Annotated in this window: 22 protein-coding genes and 2 pseudogenes; 19 read left to right on the plus strand and 5 right to left on the minus strand. The window is 60.9% G+C overall.

What is annotated here, in order from left to right; all coding sequences use genetic code 11:
* Positions 1-36: 36 nt before the first annotated feature.
* Both M1L53_RS34335 and M1L53_RS34340 read right to left on the minus strand, forming a co-directional pair.
* A complete protein-coding gene (locus tag M1L53_RS34335) occupies positions 37-1,797 on the minus strand; it encodes a restriction endonuclease (protein WP_142006807.1) in 1,761 nt (586 codons plus the stop codon).
* A gap of 141 nt (positions 1,798-1,938) precedes the next feature.
* On the minus strand, positions 1,939-2,487 hold the full coding sequence (locus tag M1L53_RS34340) for a recombinase family protein (protein WP_084325488.1): 549 nt from the start codon (positions 2,485-2,487) through the stop codon (positions 1,939-1,941).
* A gap of 143 nt (positions 2,488-2,630) precedes the next feature.
* On the opposite strand from M1L53_RS34340, the gene M1L53_RS34345 reads away from it, so the two are divergent.
* The 5 genes from M1L53_RS34345 (at position 2,631) to M1L53_RS34365 (ending at position 8,990) form a co-directional block, all read left to right on the plus strand.
* Complete coding sequence (locus tag M1L53_RS34345) at positions 2,631-4,313, plus strand: Mu transposase C-terminal domain-containing protein (protein WP_054827568.1); 1,683 nt, start codon at positions 2,631-2,633, stop codon at positions 4,311-4,313.
* A gap of 4 nt (positions 4,314-4,317) precedes the next feature.
* Positions 4,318-5,283 carry a TniB family NTP-binding protein gene (locus M1L53_RS34350; RefSeq protein WP_054827569.1) on the plus strand — a complete coding sequence of 322 codons (966 nt, stop codon included), beginning with the start codon at positions 4,318-4,320 and terminating at the stop codon, positions 5,281-5,283.
* The gene (locus tag M1L53_RS34355) at positions 5,280-6,518 is read left to right on the plus strand and encodes a TniQ family protein (RefSeq protein ID WP_256670145.1); all 1,239 of its coding nucleotides are present in this window, start codon (positions 5,280-5,282) and stop codon (positions 6,516-6,518) included. Before M1L53_RS34350 ends, M1L53_RS34355 begins: the two co-directional genes overlap by 4 nt.
* A 193-nt stretch (positions 6,519-6,711) precedes the next feature.
* Positions 6,712-7,878 carry a site-specific integrase gene (locus M1L53_RS34360; protein WP_024793402.1) on the plus strand — a complete coding sequence of 389 codons (1,167 nt, stop codon included), beginning with the start codon at positions 6,712-6,714 and terminating at the stop codon, positions 7,876-7,878.
* 368 nt (positions 7,879-8,246) lie between these two features.
* Entirely contained in the window at positions 8,247-8,990 is a 744-nt protein-coding gene (locus tag M1L53_RS34365) for a recombinase (RefSeq protein ID WP_238704818.1), read from the plus strand.
* 138 nt (positions 8,991-9,128) lie between these two features.
* Here the strand turns inward: M1L53_RS34365 and M1L53_RS34370 are convergent, their stop codons facing one another.
* The gene (locus M1L53_RS34370) at positions 9,129-10,157 is read right to left on the minus strand and encodes an AraC family transcriptional regulator (RefSeq protein WP_118606494.1); all 1,029 of its coding nucleotides are present in this window, start codon (positions 10,155-10,157) and stop codon (positions 9,129-9,131) included.
* A gap of 109 nt (positions 10,158-10,266) precedes the next feature.
* Here M1L53_RS34370 and M1L53_RS34375 point away from each other — a divergent pair, with 109 nt between their 5' ends.
* The 6 genes from M1L53_RS34375 (at position 10,267) to M1L53_RS34400 (ending at position 16,358) form a co-directional block, all read left to right on the plus strand.
* Entirely contained in the window at positions 10,267-10,587 is a 321-nt protein-coding gene (locus tag M1L53_RS34375; protein WP_024793405.1) for a 2Fe-2S iron-sulfur cluster-binding protein, read from the plus strand.
* A 24-nt stretch (positions 10,588-10,611) separates the two neighbouring features.
* The gene (locus M1L53_RS34380) at positions 10,612-12,000 is read left to right on the plus strand and encodes a cytochrome P450 (RefSeq protein WP_094643793.1); all 1,389 of its coding nucleotides are present in this window, start codon (positions 10,612-10,614) and stop codon (positions 11,998-12,000) included.
* On the plus strand, positions 11,997-13,205 hold the full coding sequence (locus M1L53_RS34385; protein ID WP_032370840.1) for an NAD(P)/FAD-dependent oxidoreductase: 1,209 nt from the start codon (positions 11,997-11,999) through the stop codon (positions 13,203-13,205). Before M1L53_RS34380 ends, M1L53_RS34385 begins: the two co-directional genes overlap by 4 nt.
* Positions 13,206-13,274: 69 nt before the next feature.
* Positions 13,275-14,015, plus strand: coding sequence for a transglutaminase family protein (locus M1L53_RS34390; RefSeq protein ID WP_032370982.1), 741 nt, complete (start codon positions 13,275-13,277; stop codon positions 14,013-14,015).
* 395 nt (positions 14,016-14,410) lie between these two features.
* Positions 14,411-15,247, plus strand: a complete 837-nt coding sequence (locus M1L53_RS34395) for an SDR family oxidoreductase (RefSeq protein ID WP_142006809.1) — start codon at positions 14,411-14,413, stop codon at positions 15,245-15,247.
* A 46-nt stretch (positions 15,248-15,293) separates the two neighbouring features.
* The gene (locus M1L53_RS34400; RefSeq protein WP_142006811.1) at positions 15,294-16,358 is read left to right on the plus strand and encodes a BtrH N-terminal domain-containing protein; all 1,065 of its coding nucleotides are present in this window, start codon (positions 15,294-15,296) and stop codon (positions 16,356-16,358) included.
* A gap of 55 nt (positions 16,359-16,413) precedes the next feature.
* Here M1L53_RS34400 and M1L53_RS34405 read toward each other — a convergent pair.
* Both M1L53_RS34405 and M1L53_RS34410 read right to left on the minus strand, forming a co-directional pair.
* A pseudogene (locus M1L53_RS34405) lies at positions 16,414-16,533 on the minus strand (transposase); the annotation flags it as partial.
* 188 nt (positions 16,534-16,721) lie between these two features.
* Positions 16,722-17,904, minus strand: a pseudogene (locus tag M1L53_RS34410) (IS3 family transposase).
* Between the two features lie 241 nt (positions 17,905-18,145).
* Here M1L53_RS34410 and M1L53_RS34415 point away from each other — a divergent pair.
* From M1L53_RS34415 to M1L53_RS34450, 8 genes are read left to right on the plus strand one after another with little or no spacing between them, the layout of a single operon-like run.
* Positions 18,146-18,904 carry an ABC transporter permease gene (locus M1L53_RS34415; RefSeq protein WP_181881569.1) on the plus strand — a complete coding sequence of 253 codons (759 nt, stop codon included), beginning with the start codon at positions 18,146-18,148 and terminating at the stop codon, positions 18,902-18,904.
* 10 nt (positions 18,905-18,914) lie between these two features.
* Complete coding sequence (locus M1L53_RS34420) at positions 18,915-19,778, plus strand: ABC transporter permease (protein WP_118606243.1); 864 nt, start codon at positions 18,915-18,917, stop codon at positions 19,776-19,778.
* An 8-nt stretch (positions 19,779-19,786) separates the two neighbouring features.
* Entirely contained in the window at positions 19,787-20,824 is a 1,038-nt protein-coding gene (locus M1L53_RS34425) for an MlaD family protein (RefSeq protein WP_118606241.1), read from the plus strand.
* Positions 20,821-21,828 (plus strand): MlaD family protein, encoded by a 1,008-nt coding sequence (locus M1L53_RS34430; RefSeq protein ID WP_118606239.1) that lies wholly within the window; start codon positions 20,821-20,823, stop codon positions 21,826-21,828. The genes M1L53_RS34425 and M1L53_RS34430 overlap by 4 nt, the downstream gene beginning before the upstream one ends.
* Positions 21,825-22,820, plus strand: coding sequence for an MlaD family protein (locus M1L53_RS34435; RefSeq protein ID WP_032370848.1), 996 nt, complete (start codon positions 21,825-21,827; stop codon positions 22,818-22,820). The genes M1L53_RS34430 and M1L53_RS34435 overlap by 4 nt, the downstream gene beginning before the upstream one ends.
* Complete coding sequence (locus M1L53_RS34440) at positions 22,814-23,863, plus strand: MlaD family protein (protein WP_118606237.1); 1,050 nt, start codon at positions 22,814-22,816, stop codon at positions 23,861-23,863. The genes M1L53_RS34435 and M1L53_RS34440 overlap by 7 nt, the downstream gene beginning before the upstream one ends.
* Positions 23,863-24,900 carry an MlaD family protein gene (locus tag M1L53_RS34445; RefSeq protein WP_118606234.1) on the plus strand — a complete coding sequence of 346 codons (1,038 nt, stop codon included), beginning with the start codon at positions 23,863-23,865 and terminating at the stop codon, positions 24,898-24,900. The genes M1L53_RS34440 and M1L53_RS34445 overlap by 1 nt, the downstream gene beginning before the upstream one ends.
* Positions 24,897-25,856, plus strand: a complete 960-nt coding sequence (locus M1L53_RS34450) for an MlaD family protein (protein WP_230593002.1) — start codon at positions 24,897-24,899, stop codon at positions 25,854-25,856. The genes M1L53_RS34445 and M1L53_RS34450 overlap by 4 nt, the downstream gene beginning before the upstream one ends.
* Positions 25,857-25,867 lie beyond the last annotated feature (11 nt).

Raw genomic sequence — 25,867 nt, forward strand, 5'->3', positions numbered from 1 at the left:
GCTGTCTGAATACGGTCTTACCGCATCCGAAAACGGTCAGACATCGGTCTTTGCCTGTTTCGGGTTGGGTCGGACCTGTACGCGTCGATCTTCAGCATCGCCATCGAACCGGACCATCGAGGCGTGGATATTGCTTTCCGCTGGTTTGAAACGAACGGTTTTGTCGGAACTTTCTACAACCACCGCTCGCATCAGCGCTGCTTGTTTGCCGACGACGTGCCGGACGCCGTCGATTTCTATCTCGATATTACGGATTACACGCAAATCAACTTCATCTTCCAATCCATACTTGATCCAATCGGATTCGATATTGGGATCACGATTCACTTGGAAGGGTTGCCAGGTGGCGGAAATGGGCGTACCGGACAGTATTCGGGCTGCATCAAGAATTTCACGAGCCTGGTCCCCGGTGTATGACTTGGGAAAAGCGAGTCGAGTAGATGTGTGTTCCTGGATGGATGTTAATGCTCTCGCTATTCTAGCCCATCTAACGAAGTCAAGATCTTTCTCACGGTCTTCGTTAATCGTGCCGATGGTGAACTCGCGGGGTCCAAATGTTTGCGCGAGCCCTATCATGTTGTCGCTGTGCATGTTCGCCAAGAACTCCAGGCTGGTTACGATCTTGCCAGGATTTTTTCCTGCAACGTCGACCGTAATTGAGACATTGGCAGTGAGGTTAGGGTAATCCATCGCCAGGATTTCAATCGATATGAACCCTGGTTTATCCTTCCAGACTGTTCGGCGACCGCCAGCCTGGCCCACCGTCGCTTCATCCAGTTTCAACTCGATTTCTGCTAGCGATTCCCTTTCCGGAGACAACATCGCGAAGATGAGTTCTCGATCCTCAAAGTGGTCCGTGACCTCAGTTGATGCACCGAGGGAGACGGCTGCATCAAATAGATCGCCCCCGAGCCCACCTGGTAGGTCTAGTTTGACCTTGGCAGATCCGGGAGGTAAAGAGACTGGTGTTCCATAGTTGATGAACTTCTGGAACTCCTGCTGGTATGGTCCGTCGTCAGGAATTTGTAGTTGAAATTCCCCCGTGATTGGACGTTTTATTGTGGCGGCGAGAGACCGCGCAAAGATGCTGACATTTACCCAGCCATCATTACTGGACCCGTAACTAGCAACCCCGACAAGTCCTGGGGATTTTGGCGAGCTTTCCTGACTCGGTGGCTCGCTAGTCATTGATAGTTCGTATCTGTAATGCGGATCATACTCGTTCATTGCTTTATATATGTCGCGAAGGTCACCGATGGTGTCGAAGGGTTGAAGCGGTTCCCCTGACTGTCGGTCGATTCGTCCTGAAATTATCGCTGTTAGGCGATCTGTCTGTTCTTGAAGACGTTCACGGCCATCTCTAAGGTAGTAGTCGATCACCTGAGGGTGTTTTGCGGCGAGTAATTCTACTCGATTGAGTCCAACCCAGTGGGCATCAAAGGGTAGATCCTTCATCAGTTCGGTAAACCAAGAAAGATTACCGGGGGTTGGATTGAGGGGGACTACCAGCCACCATGATGAGATCGTCCAGTTCTCTTCTTTGGCAGTCTTTATTGATTGATGAACGGATCCGGCAATTTTCCTTTTCTGGCTGTTGGTCAGGTTCTCTGCATAGCGCTTCACCTGGTAGACGTCACGGCGTGACCAGTCTGCTGCGGCGGGCACGAACACATCAATGCCGCCATCACCTCTTCCGGGGCGGACCTGGGTAGCGTCAAAGTTCTCTCCGCACAACAGCATTGCGATAGCATCTTCGACAGCTTCGCCTGATAGCCGTGTCCACTCAATCAAGGGCATACGGTCATCGTCTCATGTCCCGTGAGAAGAAGGTTCTGGATTGGAGAAGGACCCCTTGCACTGTCGCAGGCCGTCTGTTCTCACTGTTAATCGGCCTGTATCGACGGCGTCTGGCTCCCAGAAGTGTTGTATCCCAACCGTCTAACCAAGATTGCGGTACAGGGTTGATCGTGCCACCCCGAGGGTTTCGGCAATGGTGGTCATCGAGACGCCGGCACCTTTCATCTTGCGTGCGATCGCCTTCTGTTTGTCGTCGAGTACGGGTGGTCGTCCGCCCGTGCGTCCCTGCCTTTTGGCTGCTTCCAGACCTGCAAAGGTTCTCTCTCTCAGGAGGTTTCGCTCGAACTCGGCGAGCGCTCCGAAGATCGTGAAGATCAGCCGGCCACCGGAGGTGGTGGTGTTGATTTCTTCGGTGAGTGAGGTGAACCCGACGCCGATCGATTCGAGGTGGGCAACCGTTTCCAGTAAGTGGGGAAGGCTTCGCCCGAGGCGGTCCAAGCGCCACACTGCGAGGGTGTCACCGGGTCGAAGGTATTCGATGACTGCGGCCAGCTGAGGGCGGTCGTCTTTGGAGCCGGATGCGACATCGGTCCAAATCTTGTAACAGCCCGCGGCTGTCAGAGCGTCCGTCTGCAGAGTCGGGTTCTGGTCGGCGGTCGAGACCCTGGCGTACCCCAAAAGTGTGCTCACAAGGGCACAGTTGTCAGTTTCAGAAGTGGGCGTCATAATTTCCTGGGGTTTTACCTCCGATTGCAGTCGTCTTCTGACATTCTGACTGCAGAAGTGGACTGCACAATCGGTCGATCACACAGGCCTGGCGTTCGGAGGCTGCGATGGACGCGGACAAGTTCGACGTCGCAGAGACTGGTGTGCTGACCGCGTCGGCCGAGCAGTGGGAGCAGGCACGGTCACGGTTCGCAGTGCTCAGCGAACTAGCGGATCGATCCTCGATCGGCACCGCAGTGGTCGAGGATGCAGCACAGCAGTTGGGGGTCTCGCCCCGGCGTGTGTACGTGCTGTTGTCCAAGCTCCGGAATGGGGGAGGGTCGGTCACAGATCTGTTGGTCTCCGCTCCTGCAGGCGGGCGCGGCCGTTCCCGCGTGCCGGCCGAGGTGGAAGAAGTGATCGCCGAGCACATCAACCGCGAGTTTCTGGCTCGCCAGAAGCTCAGTGTCGCCGCACTGCATCGACATATCGCGCTGGCCTGTCACCGTGCGGGACTCCCTATTCCAGCCCGCAACACAGTCGCCGCGCGGATCGCAGCAATGCACCCGGGCCGCGTCGCACGGTCACGTGGCGGACCGGATGCCGCTCGATCGCGGCAATCCGCTGGCGATGTCCCGCCGCCGGTGACGGCGGTTCTCCAGCAAGTCCAGATCGATCACACCGTGGTCGATCTGATGATCGTCGACGAATACGACCGGGTGCCGATCGGACGTCCTTATCTCACGATTGCTATCGATGTCTTCAGCCGCTGCGTGCCGGGCTTCGTGGTCACACTCGACTCGCCGTCCGCAGTGTCGGTCGGGTTGTGTCTGGGCCGGGTGTGCTCGGACAAAAGCGTATGGATCGACGCTCTGGGGCTCGGCGCGGATGTGCGGTGGCCGATGGCCGGAAAGCCGCGCGCCTTGTACGTCGACAACGCCGCCGAGTTCAAAAGTGAAGCGCTACGGCGGGGTTGCGAGCAACACGGTATCGACCTCGGCTACCGCCCACCCGGCAGGCCGCAATACGGCGGGATTGTCGAACGCATCATCGGCACCGTCATGACCCAGGTTCACGAGCTCCCTGGCACCACGTTCTCGAATCCAACGCAGCGGGGCAGCTACGACTCGGAGGGCGCGGCAGCTCTGACGTTACGAGAACTGGAACGCTGGCTGATTTTGGCGATCGCGGCCTATCACGCGGACGTGCACACCGGCCTGAGCCGGAGCCCGGCTGCGCAGTGGACCAGCAGCACCGACGCCGATACCGCTCTGGCGAGCTCGACAGTGGTGGATGAGACCGCATTCTTAGTGGACTTCCTCCCCGTCATCCGGCGCCGACTGACCCGGACAGGGTTCGTCATCGACCACATCCAGTACTTCTCGAACGCGCTGAAACCATGGATCGCCAGGCGAGAGAAGTTGGGTCAGTTCGTTATCCGGCGTGATCCACGTGATCTGAGCAGGGTGTGGGTCCTGGACCCCGACAGCGGCGGCGGGTACGTCGAGGTGCCATACCGGACGATGTCACATCCGGCCGTGACAGCGTGGGAACACCGGGCAGCGGTGGTGCGCCTTCGAGAACAAGGCCGAGCAAGTATCGACGAACACGCTCTGTTCGCGATGATCGAGCAGATGCGTCAGATAGCCACGTCCGCACAGAGGTACACCAAGCGGGCCCGCCGTAATCGCACTCGCCGTTCTCATCTGAGCAGCATCACCACACCACCGGACACGCAGAGCCCGCCCGAGCTCGGCCCAGGCACCGACGACGTGCCGGTTCCGATCTTCGACGACATCGAAGAGTGGTGAATGGATGAACCACGACCCCCGAAACGCTCCCGCCGGCGACGATGACGACCGTAGTTGCGAAGACATCGACGTCGTTCGTGCGGACCTCACCCACCTGCGAAGTTCGGTCAGATCGATTGCGGTTCTTCCTGCCGCGCAACGCATCAGGCATATTCGTACTGAACGGTGGATCGGGTATCCGCGTGCACGGTCGGTGATCGAGCATCTTGAGACGTTGCTGGTGTGGCCGGATCGGCAACGTATGCCGAACGTGCTTCTGATCGGACCGACGAACAACGGCAAGTCGATGATCATCGAGAAGTTCCGGCGTGCGCACCCTGCTGTCAGCTTGCCCGATCGCGAGCAGATACCGGTGTTGTGTATGCAGATGCCTCCAGACCCAGCACCCGCACGGTTCTACCTGGCGATGCTTGCTGCACTCGGAACGCCGATCCGCCCGCGGAGCCGAGTCCACGAACTCGAACAGCAAGCAATCTCGCTGCTGCGAGCGACCGGGGTTCGGATGCTGATCATCGACGAGCTCCACAATGTTCTCGCCGGCCGCGACAACGTGCGCCGAGAATTCCTGAACCTGTTGCGGTTTCTAGGCAACGAACTGCGGATTCCTCTTGTCGGAGTGGGCACCCGAGAGGCGTACCTCGCGATCCGTAGTGATGCACAGTTGGAGAACCGTTTTCACCCCATGACGCTGCCGATCTGGACCAACGACATCGACACCCGCTCCCTGCTGGCGAGCTTCACCGCCAGCTTCCCGTTGCGTGCGCCCTCGCACCTGACGTCGGCGGAGATGACCGATTACCTCCTCACCCGGTGTGAGGGCACCATCGGCGAACTGGCCACGCTGTTGACCGCGGCCGCAGTGACCGCAATAGAGGCTGGCGAGGAAGCGATCACCTCGCAGGTGCTGACGCAGACTGCCTACTCCGGGCCCACCGAACGCCGTCGCCACTTCGAACGGCATCTGGCATGACATCAGCCGATGCCTCGCCAGCGCCTACAGCGTTCGACCACAGTGGGCATCCGCGGTGGCCGCTGCACCCGCAACCATTACCTGGTGAGACTCTGATGTCGTGGCTTGCCCGGACTAGCAGACTGTATTCGTTGATCGGTACAGCGGATCTTCTCGACGGGCTCGGTGTCGACACTTCGGGCGTGGACCTCGACCGCTACACACCCGAGCCGGTGCTATCCGCGCTTGCCCAGAGGAGCACCTGCACAGCGGAACGGCTGCGTGAGATGACGTTGGCGGGCGGTACGCCCTGGCTGCTCGACAGCACCGACCCCGGCGGATGCGACTTCGACACCTACGTCCATCAGTTCTCTGTCCTACTACCGGCGGGTCTGGCAAGGTCAGATCGACGTCGACGCGCACCGCCCGCCGGCACGTGGCTTCCCTGGGTGAGCAAGCTCGATACGCGGGCATGCCCCTTGTGTATCGACGACCTCGACACAGACGCCGACATCGCGGTCATGATGGCTCATCAGTACCCGATGCTGACCAGCTGCACGAAACACCTCTGCCGGCTCGAATTCTGTGCTGTCATACCCGGCCGACTGGTCTTTTGGGACAGGACACCGCCAGGCTCGGACGAACACGCACCACCGATACCCGTACCGGCAGTCGTCGCAGAAATCGACAGACGCACCGCCGTCGCGTTGACGTGCGGGTCGGTCGAGCTCGGCGGAGGCCGTGTTCATGCCGGAGTGTGGTTCAGGCTGCTGCGTACCGTCGTCGACGAGGTATCGACACCGCTGGTCCGCACCGGATGGTGGGCGAAGCCACTGAGCGCGATCTGGAAGTCCACCGGCCATTCTCGCCCGCTGCGGACATCGTGGGTTCCGTTCGAGCAACTGCGGTGTGACGAGCAAGCGAAGGTTTTGTTTGCTGCCGCGACCGCGATCAATGCGGTCGAGAACGATGAGATAGCCGCGAGCGGTGCTGATGCCTGCTTGCTGCGGCCGCGACGGTACGAGCCGGTCGATCCGGGGGCCGCTCCGACGAGGTCTCGCAGTCCGGTACCCGCCCGCAGCGCTTGGGACGGTGTGATTGCGGCGATCGATGCCGCTGTCGCCGCCGCCCGCGTCGACAGCGATGCCGCCCGATCTTTGTTCGGATTCGCTCGAACGGGGTGCCGCACCGAAGATGACGTCGATGAGCTGGCCTATGCCTTCGTCGAGCTCGGTATTCGACTGGACTGGGACTGAAGCGCGCTAGATCGCAATCGCCACACGTTTCTCTGCGCTTTCAGGCGGAATTCGATCGCACCCTGTAGTCACCCACGGTTTGTGTGCGGTGACCCACGAGAATTTTCCTTCCCGCACCATGATCGCGAAAAGGCCTGCTCAGCGTGTTTTCGGCTCGAGAAGTCTGTCGGAGGTGCTCGCTACAGTGCTTGTCATGGCAGAACGGCAGCTCGGTGAGGTCGGGGACGCGGATTCACTCGTCTCGGTGGGTGGTGTGGCAGTGTTCCCGGACCTACCGGTCGAGGTCGCCGCTCGGATAGAACAGTCGATCGCAGCTTCTCGTTCGGCCGGAACACGCCGTGCCTATGCCTCGGCGTGGAGTCGATTCGAGAACTGGTGCATCGTCCTCGGGCACCAGGCTTTGCCGGCGCATCCCGCAACGGTGGCGGCGTACCTCGTCGGCGCCGCCGATACGCTCACCGTCGACGGGACGCGGGCGTATGCGCCGTCGACGTTCGACAAATGGATCGCGGCGGTCGCGGACCGCCACCGCGCTACCGGCCACGACAACCCGTGCGGGCACGAGATGGTCCGCGCCACTCTCTCGGGTATCCGGCGGGATTACGCGTCTGCGGGGGAGCGGCCCCGCAGACCCCGTGCCCCGCTCCTCACCGCTGACATCACTACGATCGTCGACCACGCCCGACGCACTGCAGCGGGCTGGGCGTCGGAGGTCCTCGAACGCCGCGACACCGCGCTACTGCTGATGGGCTACACCGGCGCATTCCGCCGCAGCGAACTCGTAGCGCTCGAATGCCGCGATGTCCACCGCGACCGCCTCGACGGCGCGCACGTACGTATCCGCAAATCGAAGACCGACCAGGACGGCACCGGAACCGTGAAAGCACTCCCGTTCACCGACCGCCACGAGTCATGTCCGGTCTGCGCGTGGGTGCGATGGCTGCAGATCGTCGCAGCGTTCGACACCGGCGGCAGAGTTGCTGTCATCCGAATACTCTCCCGCGCAGTGGAATTCGACTCCCATATCTGCCGCGGCACCCTTCCTGTAGTCGAGAAACGGTCCCCTCTGTTTCGGTCCGTCCGCAAGAACGGCAACCTCTCCGACACAGCCCTGTCCGGAGCCGCGGTGCACGCGGCGATCCGCCGCCGCGCTACTCGAGCTGGATACGGCCCCGACACCGTCGCCCAGCTCGGCGGGCATTCCCTCCGTTCCGGCTTCGTCACGCAGGCCTTCCGCAACGGTGCCGACGCGCATGCGATCATGCGCCAAACCGGGCACACCACACCCGCAATGGTCGAAACATACGCTCACGAGAATGCGCCACTGGTCGGCAACGCCGTCACCGAGCTCGGCCTATGACCAGGCACCCGACCGAACCAGTGAGCGGCGACGGGACGACAGGGGTAGATGCTGACCACGACGACCGCCCTTGTCCGATACGTGCATCGGACATCACGAACACGTCGATACCGAGGCGGGATCGGCACACGTGGTCACTGTTCGAGGACTGGTGCACCGCCCATGGCGAACCCCCATTGGCGGCCTCTCCTGAGTCACTTGCTCGGTTCCTGTATGCGCACCCCGCCGCGCCGACGACCCAACGCCGCCGGATCGCGGTGATCGACTCCGCTCATCATCGGCATCTATTACCTCCTCCAGGGCGCGCTGAGACCGTCCGGGCTGCGCTGGATGGGGCCCGCACGTCGCGCCTGCAGGAGGTGGCAGCCGTGATCGGCGGAATCATCGCCCGACTCCCCGAATACGGTTGGCCGTCAGCGTTGTTCGCGCGCAGAGACGCGCTGATCCTCACGCTCGCTACGACAGGTCTGCCGTACACGCAGATCGCGGCCCTGCGGGCATGCGATGTCACCGCCGATGCGGGTCTCGACGCCCTTCGCATCGAGACAGGCCGCGGCGTTCATACCCTCACCTCCCTCGCGCTGGCGGGGACGGGCATTTCTCCGCGCACGGTGTACCAGCGCTGGTGTGAGGTGCTCGGCCATCAGGCCCGGTATCCGAGCACCCGAATGCTCGCCGACGCTTTCGATGCCGTGGACGGCACCGGGCTCGGCGGATACGACCGGTATTTCGACCCGGCCGGTCAACATCCGCTGTCGACTGCGATCGACCGGTGGGGCCACACCCCGTTGGCTGCGACCCCGCTGACCGCCCGCGCGGTAGCGGGCATCGTGCGAATGCACTGGGACGGAAGGGCACCCACCCACCTGCAGCCCACTGCGCGGTCACAACAGCCGGAGCAGAGCACTGCACCGGATCCAGTACCGCGGGTCGTGCTCGACCCCGGCTACTACGAACGCGGAACGCTTGCGCGTAGACACGCCCACGGTCTTCTCGATGACCTGGACTCTGTCCTGGCCGATGTCGAAACCCGCGCGGACAGCCTGTTGGAAGCACTCGTCGACTTTCTCGCATCGGAGACCACACGCGTGCCGACCGACACCGTCGAGTGACTAGTGGTTGGTACTCCGGTTTGCACACACTCTTCTTCTCATGGCACGGAGGCGGCGACGTCTCCGTCATCTCCGAGACGAAGATCGATCAGGTTGCGGACGAACGGAGGCATCGATCTCGACCCCGTTCTGCGGGGTCTACGTCGAAACCGGGTCGTCTGAGAGTCGGGGATTTCGGAAATCTTTCGGAGAGCGTCCGGTCCAGCGTTTGAAGGCGTGAGAGAAGTTGGCGAGGTCGCTGTATCCGAGTTCGGTAGCGATCTCGCTGACCGAAACCGATCGGTCGAGGAGCCGTAGCATCGCGCGCTCGTACAGCAGCGAGTGGCGCACCTTGCTATAGGTGGTTCCTTCTTCGGCAAGCCGCCGTTTCAACGTGCTACTCGACATCGACAATGCTTGTGCAACATCATGGTTGGTTCGCTGTCCGAGGTCCTTTTCCAACTGTTGCCTCACCTTCTCGGCGGATGACATGGACCCACTCCGCTGGGCGAGTGTTCGCTGCAGATCAGCGATAGCGAGACGATATGCGAGGGGGTCCGAGAAGCGACAAGCCTTGTTGAGGGTCTCCTCGGGTACGTGGATGAAGGAAATCGGAGCGTCGAAGAACCGGCGATTCGCCCCCGGACCTTCGTCGTGGCTCACCTCGGCCGGCTCCGGCCAGCTCAGATGGAGTGTCACCGGCGATATGTCACCGGCGAGCATGTCCAGCAGTCGTAGTAACGCCGACCCACCGTAGGTGATGACCAAGCAGTCCAGTGCGGAATCGCCTGTGTGCGCAGTGAGCCCGACGATCAGACCGTAGTCGCCGGTGTGGAACTGCGACTTCAACGCCGTGGAGATCAATGGTAGGTATGTCAGGAGATCGACGATCTCGGCGACCGAACCAGCGCTGATCAAAGGTGAACTCAGAGGCCCGAACGATGTCAACTGGGCCTGCTCGGCAAACGCAAATCCGAGTCGAGTGGCCTGGGCGATATCGAGTTCGGGATAGACCTCCCGAAACCACCGTATCGGTGCCTGAACGTCATGCTGAATGAGCGTCGCTTCACTGGTTCCTTCGCGGTGCATGATCACACGAAGCCGCGCGGCGGCGTCAGGGTCGAGTGCGCGGCGTTCGAGCAACTGAACGAACGCAAGCGGTGGCACGCCCTCGTCGCTCAGCTTCACGGTGACCCCTTTGACCCGAATTCACAAGTTTATGACTCCACCGAACATAGCCGTCACCCGCGTTTGCGACGACACTTTCGTCAATCACGCCGGAAAACGAGGAGTTGACATGGCAGCTGTAATTTTCGTCGCCCACGATGGTGAGAAGCACGAGGCGGCTCTGGTCGAAGGTCGCTCGCTGATGCAGATTGCAACCGACAATGCTGTGCCGGGGATCGATGGAGACTGTGGGGGCGAAACGGCCTGTGGCACCTGCCATGTGATCGTCGACCCGCAGTGGTCAGGAGAGGTGGGTCTGTCCGGCGCCGACGAGGAGGAGATGCTGGCGATGAACCCCGAGCGTGAACCCACGTCTCGGTTGTCGTGCCAGATGGTGGCCTCGGAAGCGTGGGATGGCCTGATCGTTCGAACACCTGAATTCCAATTGTGATGTGCGAAAGGCAGGCACGACAGCATGAAAGTTTCTGAGTCGATCGCCGACAAGGTCCAGTCGACCATCCCGATAGGGCTGCAGATCCAGGGCGCTCATTTGTACGACAAGACCCGACGGTGGGTGACTGGCACGAATGGCAAGAAGATCTTCGTCGAAAGTCCCATCCCACCGGTCGAGGATGTCGAGCTCGCCGACATCGACCTCAGTAACCCCTTTCTTTACAGACAAGGGCGGTGGCAGTCGTACTTCGAGCGCGTGCGGAACGAGGCACCGGTGCACTACCAACCCAATAGTCCGTTCGGCCCGTTCTGGTCGGTCACGCGCCATGCCGATATCGTGGCCGTCGACAAGAATCACGCTGTGTTCTCGGCCGAACCGTTCATCGTCATCGGCGTTCCGCCCCGGTTTCTCGATATCGAGATGTTCATCGCGATGGACCCACCACGCCACGACAAGCAGCGCGCTGCCGTCCAGGGGGTTGTCGCACCGAAGAACCTCCGGGAGATGGAGGGACTGATCCGATCGCGCGTACGGGAGGTATTGGACGACCTCCCCTTGAACGAGCCGTTCGACTGGGTGCAGAATGTCTCGATCGAGTTGACAGCTCGGATGCTCGCAACTCTTCTGGATTTCCCCTACGAACAACGCCGCAAACTCGTCTACTGGTCCGATTTGGCAACCTCGATGGAGCAAGCCAACGGTGGGCCCTCGGACAACGACGAGGTGTTCGAAGGCATGCGTGACATGGCCCGTGGCCTCAGCGCTCTCTGGCATGACAAAGCAGCCAGGAGGTCTGCAGGGGAAGAGTCCGGTTTCGATCTGATCACCATGTTGCAGAGCAACGAGGACACCAAGGATCTGATCGATCGTCCGATGGAATTTCTGGGCAACCTCGTCCTGCTGATCGTCGGTGGCAACGACACCACGCGAAACTCGATGAGCGGTGGCGTTCTTGCGTTGAACCAATTCCCCGACCAGTTCGAGAAATTGAAGGCCAATCCCGATTTGATCCCCAACATGAACTCGGAAATCATCCGATGGCAAACACCCTTGGCGTACATGCGCCGAATCGCCAAAGCCGACACCGTTCTGAACGGACAATTCATCCGCAAGGGTGACAAATTGGTGATGTGGTATGCCTCGGGTAACCGCGACGAACGCGTTTTCGAGAATCCTGATGATTTCATCATCGATCGTGCCAATGCGCGCAATCACATCGCGTTCGGATTCGGTGTGCACCGGTGTATGGGCAATCGGCTGGCCGAAATGCAGCTGCGGATTCTGTGGGAGGAGTTGCTTCCCCGCTTCGAGAACATCGAGGTCGTCGGCGACCCCGAGTATGTTCAGTCGAATTTCGTGCGGGGCATCAGCAAGATGATGGTGCGCCTGACGCCTACTTCCAGCGCATGACATCGCAACGGGCGATCATCGTCGGCGCAAGCCATGCTGGGGCACAACTGGCAGCTAGTTTGCGCCAAGAAGGTTGGACAGGCGACATCGTCCTCATCGGTAACGAGTCTGCCGCTCCCTATCAACGCCCCCCGCTGTCGAAGGCATACCTGGCGGGCAAATGCGTACTCGACGATATCGCCATTCGCAGCACGGACTTCTACTCCAAGCAAGGTATTCAGCTCCTGAACGCGCAGGTGGAGACCATCGTTCGGTCGGAAGGCAACGTCGTTCTCGACACCGGGGAGAAGCTGGCCTACGACAAGCTCGCGCTGTGCACGGGAGCCCGCCCTCGTCGGCTCACCGTTCCCGGGGCCGATCTCCACGGGGTCTACTACCTGCGCACCGCAGCGGACGTCGAGAGGATCCGTATGGCCACCGGCCCTGGCCAGCGGGTGGTGATCGTCGGAGGCGGCTACATCGGACTCGAGACAGCGGCATCGCTGCGCGCACTGGGCGTACAGGTCACAGTCCTCGAGGCAACTGGGCGTGTGCTCGAGCGGGTCACTGCTCCCGAGGTATCGACGTTCTTCGAGCGGATACATCGCGAACAGGGAGTCGACATCAGAACGAACGCGATGGTTCAGGGCCTGTCCGGGGACCGTGAGGTTCGTGAAATCACCTTGGCCAGCGGAGAATCGATCCCCGCAGATCTGGTCATCGTCGGTGTCGGCGTCGAGCCGAACACCGACCTCGCCGCCGATGCGGGTCTTGTCATCGACAACGGCATCGTGATCGACGATCACACTCGGACCAACGACCCCGACATCATGGCGGCGGGGGACTGCGCGAGCCACGACATGGCCCGTTACGGCCGTCGACTACGGTTGGAGTCCGTCTCGAGCGCAGGAGAGCAGGCCAAAGTCGCTGCGTCGACCGCCTGCGGGAAGTCCAGAAAAATCGAAGCGTTGCCGTGGTTCTGGTCGGATCAGTATCACTTCAAGCTGCAGATCGCCGGCCTCAACACTGGATACGACGAAGTGGTTCTCAGCGGTGACCCCACCCGCGACAGTGATTTCAGTTGCTTCTATCTCCAGGCCGGTGAGCTCATTGCCGCCGACTGCATAGGTCGCCCGCGCGAGTTCATGTACAGCAAACGGGTGATCGCCCAGCGACTCCCCGTCCAACGCGAAGACCTGATGCTCGGCGGACTCGCGCGCAACTGACCGATCCTTCGGTCGTTGTGCACACAACAGCAACCGGTTTGCTCAGAGAAGGGAACATCAGCGATGACCATGACAGACCGCCCGCCCGGAGCACATACTACGCAGCCACCACACGCATACCTGGGAGCAACGGACTTCCTCGACATCGAGCACGAATCCGTGCGGGCGTTCACCGCCGCGGCAATCGGAGATGCGAGCAGCGACCGTGACAAGGCCAGACGCCTCTTCGCCGCCGTCCGCGACCGAATCTGGTACGACCCATACACCGTGTCGGACGATCCGGCCCACTATCGAGCGAGCTTCGTCCTCGAGGCCGGGCGCGCTTACTGCGTCCCGAAGGCGGTGCTGTTGACCGCAGTGTGCCGGGCGGCGGGTATCCCAGCACTGCTCGGCTTCGCCGACGTCCGAAATCACCTGCAGACCGAGACGTTGCGCACGCTGATGGGCGGCACCGACCTGTTCGTCTACCACGGCTACAGTCGCCTCTACATCGAGGGCCGGTGGTTGAAGGCCACGCCGGCATTCAATGTCGAGTTGTGCGCTCGTTTCGGCGTGCCGCCAGTGGAATTCGACGGCGATCGCGATGCTCTCATGCATGCCTTCACCGCAGACGGAGCCCAGCACATGGAGTATGTCCGCGAACGAGGAGTCTTCGACGACCTACCCTTGAACGCGATCTTGACGGTGCTTCGGCACGCCTACGGCCCCACGATCTTCACGGGCGCTCACCCACTCGATGATGTTTTCACCGGCCGCACCCGGCCGGACGAAACTCCCGGGGATCGAAACCTTCCGCGGGAGTCTCGATGAACACAAGCGGTGAGAACATACGTCTTGAACCCCGTATCGCGGCCGACTGCCGATCGGTCGGAGCTCTCTCCGCGAACAACCACGGCGTGACCACTCGGACTACCTCGGACACCTTCGAATCGGGTGAGCCGATACCTGCTGGCAGAGCTGTGCCGTATGACTGTCTCGTCGGCGCGGCCGTGTTGAGGCCGACACCGGAAGTTACACCGAACAGACGAGACTCGCTCTGCCGCTGGAATTGCGGCTGCGGGCGATGAACGACCGATCCGAACGCCTCCCCGGGCACGAGACGCCGCGCGATACCCATATCCCTCATTCGTGTGCGCAGCCACCACCGCGAGAGCGGCCCGAACGGCGTCTACCGATGTCTCTTATCTATGCAAGGAGCGCAGCAGATGACAAACAACGCACCTCACACCCCCGCCAGGACCGTGGCGATCACAGGTGGAGCTCGAGGCATCGGCTATCAGACAGCGAAGGAGTTGATTCGACGAGGCCACCGGGTCGCCATCGGCGACATCGACGAGGCACGTGCGAAGGAGGCCGCCGCCGAACTCGGGGTGAAGGTCGTCACCCGACTCGACGTCACCGAACCTGACTCGTTCACAACGTTTCTGGACCTGGTCGAACGTGAACTCGGACCCCTCGACATCCTGATCAACAACGCGGGCATCATGCCTACCGGCCACGCCCACGAAGAGGACGATGCAATAACCCGGAGGCAAGTCGAGATCAACATCCTGGGTGTCATCTTCGGGACCAAACTGGCTCTTCAGCGAATGCTGCCACGCCGCACCGGACACATCATCAACACTGCGTCATTGGCCGGCGAGCTCGCGGTACCTGGTTTGGCGACCTACTGCGCTACCAAGTTCGCAGTCATCGGATTCACAGAGGCCGCACGACTGGAGTACCGCAAGTCAGGGGTTCGACTGTCCACAGTCCGCCCGACGTTAACCAACACCGAACTCGTCGCCGGAACCGCCGGCGCAAAGGGATTACGCAACGCCGAGCCGGAGGAAATCGCCCGCGCGACAGCAGATCTGATCGAGAATCCACGCCCCTTCGTCCGCGTCACCCGTCTCGCAGGCGCAATGGTCGCGGCGGTGAAATTCGTCCCCCGGCGGCTGGCGACCGGACTGGGTGCGGCCCTGAACACAGATTCGGTGTTCCTCGCGGACGTCGACATGACTGCTCGCCGAACGTATCTCGACAGAATCCAGAACAGCTGAGCATGCCGACACGCGCGCTCGACCAACCACCCGAAAGGCAGCCACAGTGCCCCACACGACTCTGATCGAGAACTATCCCCACCGGATGGGAGGGCACTGCGGGTCAGGTGCAATGCGAGACCTTCTCCATTGGCACGGTCTGGGATGGGACGGACCACCCGACGAGGGGTTGGTGTTCGCACTGGGTGGTGATCTCGGTTTGTCCTACCTGCGATCGGACGACCTGGTCCCACCGATGTACCTGGTCGGCCGCGGTGCCGACTTCGAGATCGACTTACCGCGCAGGCTCGGCGGACAAGTCGAGGTTCTCACGACCGACGATCCCGGTGAGGGATGGTCATGGGTTCGCGACGACATCGATGCGGGACGACCCAGTCTGGTCTGGGCCGATATCGCTGAGCTGCCCTACTTACGGGTGAAACTGCAGATGAGTCGCCACGACATCGTGGTGATCGGCTACGACGAGATCGGGGGGACTGCCTCGGTCGTCGACAACGATCGGGCCGACGTGCAGAAGATCCCGCTCGACGCGCTGGCTCGGGCGCGATCTTCCACCTCGTTCCCGCAACCGACACGTCACTGCACGTACCGAATCACGTGGCCGCAGACACTGCCGCCCGTGTCGACTGCCGCGGCCGCGGCCTTCGCCCGATCCGCCGCCAGCATGCACGCCCCATCGACACCGGGAATAGCCGACCACATACCAGCAGCCGGTGCCGACGGTTTGGCCGCGGTCGACCAGCTGGCAACCGACGTCAAGAGCTGGGTCGACCTTCCGCCCGATGACCTCGAGACGCTGCTGTTCAGTCTCGGTATCTTCATCGAAAAGGCCGGAACCGGAGGCGGGCTCTTTCGTCGGCTTCTCGCCGACGGCTGTACCGAAATTGCACGTCTGACCGGTGATCCCGCTACCGCAGACCTCGCGGCGGCCGCCGATCACTGCGCCCAGGCCTGGACCGAAACTGCCCGCGCCGGAACACAACGCGGTCTCGATGCACGAACACGCGCAGCTGCGGTGGCCGTGTCGGCTGCCAGACTGCCTGCACTCGAGCTGATCCTGGCGGAGTCCCTGGAGTCTGCTTCACGCTCGCTGTCCGCCATCACGAGATGATGCCCACCGTCGTCCAATGGCGCGCGGTACACGGGGCGCATCGCACTGTGCTGCAGCTGTCGTCGCCGACACCGTACGCCCTGGCGACCTCACTGATCGGCTTGGAAGAGTCGATGACCTCTCGGCACAGTTCGTCTTTGAACTCGGTGCTGAACGATCGACGCGATCTGCTCATGCTTGTTGGACTCATGTCGGTAGATCCCTATTCCAAGCGGGTCCAGTGTCCGAATCCTTGGGCCGACCAGATCACGACGCCAGCCACTGGGCTGCGGGGTGGATGACCCTCATCTGCAACCTCGCCGACGTTTTCAACGCTCGACGAGGCGACCTTGGCAGGTCCCCGATAAGTCGGGCCACCGTGTTCTAGATCCACGGTGTAGTTGATTCAGCGACCTCCCAGCCCTCGACCGGTTGGTGGTTGTGGGTGCATCGGGCAGCGTACGCCCCCGCAAGCGGGAGGGACCCCCAGGACGGCGTGAGGTATCCGAGTGATGAGTGCCGGTGTCGATGGTTGTGGTGGTCTTTGAAGTCCTCGATCACGACCCTCGCTTCGAGCAAGCTCGTCCAGTGATTGCGGTTGAGGCCCTCCGTAGTCGATTGTTGACGGATTCGATGTGTCCGTTGTTCCACGGCGTCCCCGGCTGGATGTAGGAGATACCGACACGGTCGCGGCAGAAATGTTGCAGCACATGGGAAATGAACTCCGGACCGTTGTCCATCCGCAGCACTTGCGTCCCACAGCGCGAACGTCTTGTCGAGCTCGTCGGTAAGCCGCTGTGCGGTGATCGACCGCTCCACAATGTTCAACAGGGACTGCCGGGTGTGTTCATCGATCATCGACGCGATCTTGATCGCCTTACCATCGACGGTCGAATCGAACTGAAAGTCCGTAGGCCACACCACTTTCGGGGCATCGGCTTCGATCTGCGGTCATTAGCTGACGCCGGCGCGTTTGCGGGGATGGTAGATCCGAACCTGCAGACCCTCCTCCTTCCAGAGCCGGTGCACCTTCTTCTTGTTCACCGACAAGCCCCTCGTCGTGCCTCAGATGCGCCCAGTCGCGTCGGAAGCCGTGCAGTGGATGCGAGCCTGCGTACGTCCGCAACGCGGCCCTCAGGGCTGCGTCGGGGTCCGCGGGTGTTTCGGCGATCGGTGTTCGTGCGTAGGTGGAGCGGGTAAGCCCAGCAGCTTTGCACGCCCAGTCGTTTCGACAGACTCATGGTGTTCACGAGCATGTCGACAGCGCTGCGCTTGGCGGCTGGGCTCAGAATCTTCCCTTCGCTACCTCCCGCAGTGCATCTTTCTCCAGCTCGGCCTTGGCGAGCAACCGTTTGAGCTTGCCGTTCTGCTCGCGCAACTCTTTGAGTTCCTTCGCGGCATCGGTGGCCATCCCGCCGTACTGACGCCGCCAGTTGTACAACGTCGCCGCCGACACCTCGAGCGCCGCCGCGATCTCCTCCTGCGTCTTGCCCGCAGCGGTCAGTTCGTCGGCACTGCGCAGCTTGCGCACGATGTCCTCGGCAGAGTTGCGTTTCCGTCCAGCCATGTTTTCCATCGTCCTATCCGCCCAGCTCATGGGCAACAAGGCTCTAAATCGAGATGGCTCCGTTCACTTGGGGACACGCCAACCTGTCAGCTGATTAATCCGACGGAAGTTCCCGAAACCATGTATCAGGTACTGCACGTACCTGATACTGTGTGAACACCTTATCGCGACGAGCTGCGCAGACAGAAGAGGAGAGACCGGTATCTATACAGAAATTGCTGGTCGAGCGACAGCCAGTCTTGTGACCTTTGGAAATTCGATTGCCCTCGCCGGCCAGGCACTGCGGTGGGCCGTGCGCGATATTGTCACCGGACGGTTTCCGTTTCGGGAGTTTGTCACACAGACGTGGTTCGTCATCACCGTAACGACGTTGCCAGCGATCCTGGTCGCGATTCCCTTCGGCGTCATCGTCTCGGTGCAGGTCGGAAGTCTAACCCAGCAGGTCGGGGCCACATCTATCGCCGGAGCCGCCGGTGGACTCGGGATCATTCAGCAGGGGGCACCGATCGTCACCGCGCTCCTGCTCGGTGGTGCGGCAGGGTCGGCCATCGCCTCTGACCTTGGCGCACGCACCGTCCGTGAAGAAATCGATGCCATGGAGACGCTCGGACTAAATTCGACACGTCGACTCGTCGCACCTCGATTCGTCGCGGTTCTCATCGTCGCTCCGATGTTATGCATGCTCATCGTGTTTACCGGTCTCGTGGCCGGCTACATCCTTAGCGTCAACGTCCAGGGCATCACGCCGGGGAGCTACGTCGCATCGTTCGCATCGTTCGCATCATCGGCGGACATCCTTGTAGCGCTGATCAAGTCAGTGGTGTTCGGTCTCGTGGTCGTGACAATCGCGTGTCATCGGGGCCTGTCCACGAAAGATGGCCCTAAAGGTGTGGCTACATCTGTCAACGCCACCGTGGTCCTAGGGGTGGTGGCGTGCTTCGTCATCAACGTGTTCATCACCCAACTGACCATCATGTTCGTCCCGCAGACCATCGGATGACGGAGAACACGTGACCGCAGTACCATCCACCCGTTATACTTCGGTTACTCGTCCGATCGTGCGTGCTGTGACGCCCCTCGCTGAGGTCCCCGCGCAGCTCGGGCACATTACAACATTTACCATCGACACCGTCGCCGGAATTCGGCACGTCGCAACCACCTATCGACGACAGACGTTTTTATTCATACAGGAGTTTGCCTGGGGACGAGGCGCTGTACTGGTCGGCGGGGGTACCGCGATCGTGCTTGTGATTCTCGGAATGGCTGTCGGGGCGTCCATCGGCATCCAGGGCTACGCCTCGCTAGACCTGGTCGGGATGGGGTCTCTTACGGGATTCATTTCGTCATACGCCAACACTCGAGAGTTGGCACCGATGATCGCCGCGATCGGCTTCGCAGCCCAGGCCGGCTGTCGCCTCACTGCGGAAATAGGTTCGATGCGTATCGCTGAAGAGATCGATGCGCTCGAGTCGATGGCGGTGCGGCCGATTCCGTACATCGTCAGCACGCGTGTAGTCGCGGCGATCACTACCATCATCCCCCTCTACATCGTAACGCTGATACTCAGTTTCGGCGCGGCCAAGCTGGTCGTCATCCTTCTACACGGCCAGTCAGGTGGCACCTACGATTTCTATTTCAATGCGTTCCTCAAACCGCAGGATCTGGTGTTCTCGGTCATCAAGGTCCTCATTTTCGTAGTATCGGTCGTCATCGTCCACAGCTACCAGGGTTTCTACGCCACCGGTGGAGCAGAGGGCGTCGGCCGCGCGTCTGGTCGAGCGATCCGTAGCAGTCTCATCATCATTGTTGTGGAGGACATGATCTTGACCCTGCTGATGTGGGGCTTCGATTCGGGCGTCAGGATTTCGGGGTAGGGGTTGAAGTGGCTGTTTATAAAGATCCGTCAGGGCGCGCGCCATCAATAACAAATTTGACCCTGCGTGGGATCGGTGTCCTCGTCGTCGTGACGGTTGCCGGCTATCTTCTGGTGGGAAACGCGACCGGAAAATATGAAGACAACACGACAGTGACGATCACCACCGACGCGATTGGTGACGGGCTGAAGGGCGGATCGGAGGTGAAGTATCGGGGCTTCACGGTGGGCAAGGTGTCCTCGGTGTCGGGGCGCGACCAAAGTGTAAATGTGAAAATCGAGCTCACCGGAGCTAACGACGACATCCGGTTGCGTCAGGGCCTGGCCGTGAATTACACGTCCGCCAGCGCGCTGGGGCCAACGGCACTGGAGATTGTTGACCCCGGACGGGGAGAGTTAATCGGTGATGGCGGCAGTGTCTATGTCAACAAGCAGCAGTCCGAACAAACGTCGGTATCGACCCTGATTCGAAAACTCTCGAAGCTGGTCGATGCTCTCGATCAGCCGGCGTTCAATTCTGTGGTGAAGTTTGTCGTCGATGATTCCCAAACGTTTGCCGACGCCGGCAAGCTCATGTTCCAGATCGCGCAGCTCACTCGGGACGTTCAACAGCGTCCAGTGGGCCAGGATTTGGCGATCGCAGCAGACCTGTCCCAGGGTGTAGCCGATTTCATGACGCCGTTCGTTCCGGGCATCCTCATAAACGTCGACGTCGCTGACTTCTTCGCCACCGACGAGGCCATCAAACAGGCCACAGGCAACCTCAACAGCACCGGCGAGGTTCTGTTCGGGGGACTGGGAGGACTGTTGAGCGAAAACTACCCGGCGTTGAGTTCACTACTGGACGTCGGCCTCGATCTGGCGAGGCCGGTCGCCAGATCGGCATCGGGACTCGCGCAGACCATTTACACCATCCCGCAGATCCTGGACAGCATCGACAACGCCACGCCGCAAGTCGGCGAGCGAGTACAACTTCAGGTCGCCCTGGTAGTGCAGACGTCACCTGCGCTGCAGAGCGCGCTTGCAGCAGGAGGACCAAGAAGATGAAGCTCAAGTCGTTAACTCCCACCATCGTCAAGATCGTCGCGTTCGCCGCAGTCATCGGCGTTCTCACCTACGTGATCATCGCCATCCTCGAACCCAGCTCGGACGGACCGAGTTCTGAACGATCTGCGGTCTTCTCCGATGCATCCGGGCTCAAGCCTCGCGACGGTGTGCGGTTGGCGGGAGTCAAGGTCGGATATGTGACGGCGATCGACCTGAAAGGGCCCACCGCGGTCGTTCATTTCCAACTGAACAACGACGTCGCGATCACGTCGAGCACTACCGCCGCCGTGAGGTATCAGAATCTTCTCGGACAGCGATATGTCGAATTGATCGGTGCGGCACAGGGAAAGACACAGGGGGCGGCGCTTACACAGGTGGCGCTCGACAAGACCGTTCCCTCATTTGATGTGTCCACCTTGTTCAACGGGTTCAAGCCGGTGTTCGACACGCTTAACGCCGACGAGATCAATGAACTGCAGTCCAACTTGTTGCGCGTTGCTCAAGGTGATGGGAGGGGTATATCGCCTGTTCTGGAGCAGGTCGCCAACATCACCGCCTACGGGGACCAGCGGTCTGAGATCATCACGAATATTGTGACGAGCCTCGGCCAGGTCTCCGACCAACTCGAAGGCCGCTCGGCGCAGCTGGTCGAACTCGTCGACAAGCTGGGATCGATCGTCGACGCCTTCAGCCGCGTGAGTGACCGGTTGCGGGAGTCGCTAGGCGAGGTCAACCGGTCCATGGAGAAAACTGTCATCGCCGGGGAGCAACTTGAGTCAACGTACGACCAGAGTTTCGCGACGATCTATCAGCGTCTGGCGCGAGAACCCGGGGAGTTGGAGGGGCTACTGAATGGCGCGGTACTGCTCAAGCCCCTTATGGACTCGCTGAACGCTTCGACGAATTCCACGCCGACTGAGGCACGATGTTCGAAAGGCCTTCTGCCCCTGCCGGATACAGCTACGATTGCGCTTATGGGGCAACGATTGGTGGTGTGTAAGTGAGGTTGTTCAGTCGAAATCGACCGCATCACCAGTCCGAACGCAGACGCGACCTCATCGTCGCCGCTGTGGTGGTGGTGACCGTGGTGGTCGGTCTGGTAATCGCCGGGACCGTGTATATCGCACCGCCCGGCCAAAAGGTGTACTCGGCGCAACTGGTCAACACCGGAGGGCTGGAGTCGGGTGATCAGGTGCGTATAGCGGGGATAAGACAGGGAACGGTGTCGTCGGTGGACCTCGCGGGAACGTTTATCACAGTCGAATTTCGACTCGACGACTCAGTGCCAGTCCGTTCGGATGCCACCGCAGCGGTTCGCCTGATCACGCCGATCGGCGGGCGAGTTCTGGATCTGGACCCAGGGTCAGGACCGACCTCGCTGTCGGGGGCGATCCCCCTTGTTCAGACATCGAGTACTTACGACATTTCGGACACGCTCGAGACGACGACGCCGGTGTTCCGCGATGTAAAGGGCGTCGATCTCCGTCAGACTGCGTCGCTGCTGCAGAATGCGTTCTCCGACGGCAACACAAACATTCCCGACGCACTGAGGAACACCAGCAGTTTGATGGAACTCTTAGAGCGACAGTACGGTCAGCTCGACAAAGCGGTCGCTCTATCCGATGAATACGTCAACGCTTTCGCCGATCAAAAGCAGGTGCTGGTCGACTTTCTCCGTCAACTCAGCTTCCTTGCCAGTACGCTGGGACCTGATATCGAGAACGTCCGCGGCGGGTTCGACCTTCTCAGTCGTCTGTTCAAACTTCTCACGAGGCCGCTCGTGGCTTACAGCGATGGAATCGAACCGTCTGTCCAACAATACAAGACGCTCCTCGACAAGGTGTCGTCAGAGCTGCCAGGCTACTCCGATGCCCTGGCCCAGGTTGATCAGATCACTCAGCGCCTCGGCGTCCTCCTCCAGGCGCCGGTCGGTGCGTCGACTACCACAGAACCAGAGGTTCGTGTGTGCATTCCGAGTGGTGACGACAAATGTTGACTACATGGATCCGAAGACTGTTGCTCCTGATCGCCGTGGTGGTTGTGGTGGTCGCTAGTGTGGAAATAGGGGGGAGGGTGTCCGACGACACGCGCTCCCTGTGTGCCGAGTTCACCGACGCATCGGGCCTCTTCGAAGGCAACACAGTAGCCATGCTCGGCAAGAAGATAGGCAGCGTCGTCGGGGTGCAACAGAATAGTGATCAGTCCGGTGTAAGGATCGAAATGCGGATCGACAAGAGCGTGCCGCTGCCCGCCGACGTCGGCGCGACTATGGTGTCGACATCCATCGTGACCGAACGTCAAATCGAGTTCACCAAGCCGTACTCCGGTGGAGCCCGATACGAGACGAATCAGTGCATTCCGTTGAGTAAGACGAGAACCCCGCTGGGAATCAGTCAGACGCTCGACTCGATCAGCAACTTGTCCGAGGACCTGGTCAAGGACAACGGCAGGAACACCGACGCGATCTTGCAGTCCCTCGAGCTCGTCTCCCGCAATCTGGAAGGAACGCAGGGCGACGTGGCCGGGATCATCAAGGACTCAGCCACGCTCATCAACGACCCGGCCAAGCGGGATGGACAGATTCGCAGGATCGTCGGGAACCTCGCAACACTGACGGGGGTGGCAACCGAGAACGACAAAGAGCTGACCGCCCTCTTCGACAACTTCGTCGGTGCCATCGAGGTCATCATCGCGTTCGGCCAGACCTTCGGCGCGGCAGTCGAGTACGCGGGGACGTTCGTACCGATCCTCTCGCGGCTCGCAACAGATTTCGGTCCCCCGATATTCGCGATCGGTGATGCTGCCGTTCCGCTCATCGCCGACATGGGAGAGCAGCCGGACATGATGGCAGCAGTAGCAGCCCGCACGGCAGACCTCATCGTGAAACACCCCGATGCCAAGTCAATTGTGCAGGCGTTCGCAGTGTCGCTGCCTTTGCGAAGCCTGGTCGGTGGCTGCGCCGCGCCGGTGGCAAACGGCGTCTGCAGGTCCAGCGATGCATCAAGGACGATCGCCGGGATGATGGGTGGAGGGGCCTGATGATCTCGGTCAACCGGGCACGCCTCGGACCCACGATAGTCGCACTGATGGCAACGATAGTTTTCGTAACATCGTGTGGGATCAACGCCGACAATCCGCCGACGATAGCGACCTCCGACGCGGACGGCTACGACATCCAGATGGAGTTCACCAGCGCACTCAACCTGCCAGCCCTCGCAAAAGTTCTCTCGGGGGGAATCAGCGTCGGGTTCGTCGAAGATGTCACGTACGAGAACGGGCATGCGGTCGTGAAAGCTCGCATCGACAACACGACTCAGCTGCCGGGCGAATCGCGAGCCGAGCTACGTCAGGACACTCTCCTTGGTGAGATCTACGTTGCCATCCTTCCCCCAGCCGAGCCGTCGACGGGTGCCTTGCTGCGGTCGGGTTCGGTGATCCCGCTGGCACGGACCGAGCCGGCAGCAAATGTCGAGGACGTCATGCGCGGAATGGCGAATGTCCTCGGCGGCGGTGAGCTCGACAAGATCCACACCGCCATCTCGACATTGAACACCACGTTCCCCAAGGACCCGCAGCAATTCGACGCCCTGTATCAGACAACGCTGGAGACCGTCTCGGAGGTCTCCTCGAATACCGACAAACTCGACGTAGTGTTGAGGTCGGCTGATCAGACTCTGAAAGTGATCTTGGACGATCCGTCGGGAATCGACCGGATGCTGACCAAGGGCGGACGCAACTTTTCTGGCCTCGGCTACTCCCTGATCGAGGTCGCGTTACTCATCGCCAACTTGCGTGATTTCGCTGTGTCCGCGGGCAGGATCGTGGATCCGGAGTACTTACGGATCAAGGAGTCAGTGGCCGGGATCGCCCCGGTGATCGATTCGATCGCCAACTCCGACATCTACTCGAAGTCCGTCACGGAGCAGGCAACGAGCGTCATCCGCGACAAACTCATTCCATTCGTGCGGTCGCCCGACATCAACCTCTCGGACATCTCCATCGATGGTCGGGACCTAGCGCGGCGTGACGCCGAATCCTTCATAACCGTGTTGAGATCAATCGGAATGATGCCGTGAACCGCAGCAGCACGCTCATATCGATACTGGCTCTCGCCGTCGTGTTCGTCGTAGGGCTCGGCTACCTCGTCGTCGGCGTGGCACACATCAACCCCACCCGCTCCGAGTACTCGTTAACCGCCATCATCGACAGCTCAGGCGGTCTGCTGGACACATCGCCGGTGATGGTGCGGGGGGTACCCGTCGGAAAGGTGTCCTCGATCAACGTCGCGGATTCGGCAATTAAGGTCGAGATGACGATCGATTCCGACCACAAGATCCCCCAGGACAGCGAGATGTCTATCCAGAATCTGTCGCTCGCGGGGGAACAGTACATCAACTTCGTGCCCGCGGGCACGGCAACCGGTGGGTACTTCGATAACGGAGACGTGGTGCCCGCGGACGCGGTGCACGTGTCGCAATCGGTTCCCCAGGTGTTGCCAAAGTTGGCTGCAGTGGCAGATGGGCTCGACCCGGAATCGATCGAGTCCATCAACAAGACCGTCGCCGAGGCCGTCGCCGGACGGCAGGACGACCTCGACACGATCGGCGACATGATGCACCGTGTAGTCGATTTCGTCGGCAAAGATGGGTCCGTCCGGGTGACCGCGGACAACGCCGAGTTCCTGCTCGGCCTCTTGTCCAATGCCGGGGACGTCCTCACTACGGCATCTGTACGCACCCCTGACGCCGTGAACGGGCTGGCGCGGATTCAACGGGCGTTCATCAGGTTCACAACCACCTCGTACGACAAGTGGCCTCCCGTGTTGAAGCTTGTGGAAAAGCTCAACGGCTATATTCAGATCCTGCAGCCGGATCTGCTGACGATCACCCGGGCGGTGAAACCGGCGACCGAGAAAGTTGCCGACACATACGTCGACTTCGGGTCGATCGGCGACCTCCTCGGCCGAACTTTCCCGGCGTCGCGACCAGGTCGCGCCGAGGTCCCCGTCACCGTGTCGCCGCCACTACGGTGACGCCCCGTCCG

It is taken from the genome of Rhodococcus sp. T9N, from assembly GCF_024436645.1.
Lineage (GTDB): Bacteria > Actinomycetota > Actinomycetes > Mycobacteriales > Mycobacteriaceae > Rhodococcus_F > Rhodococcus_F qingshengii.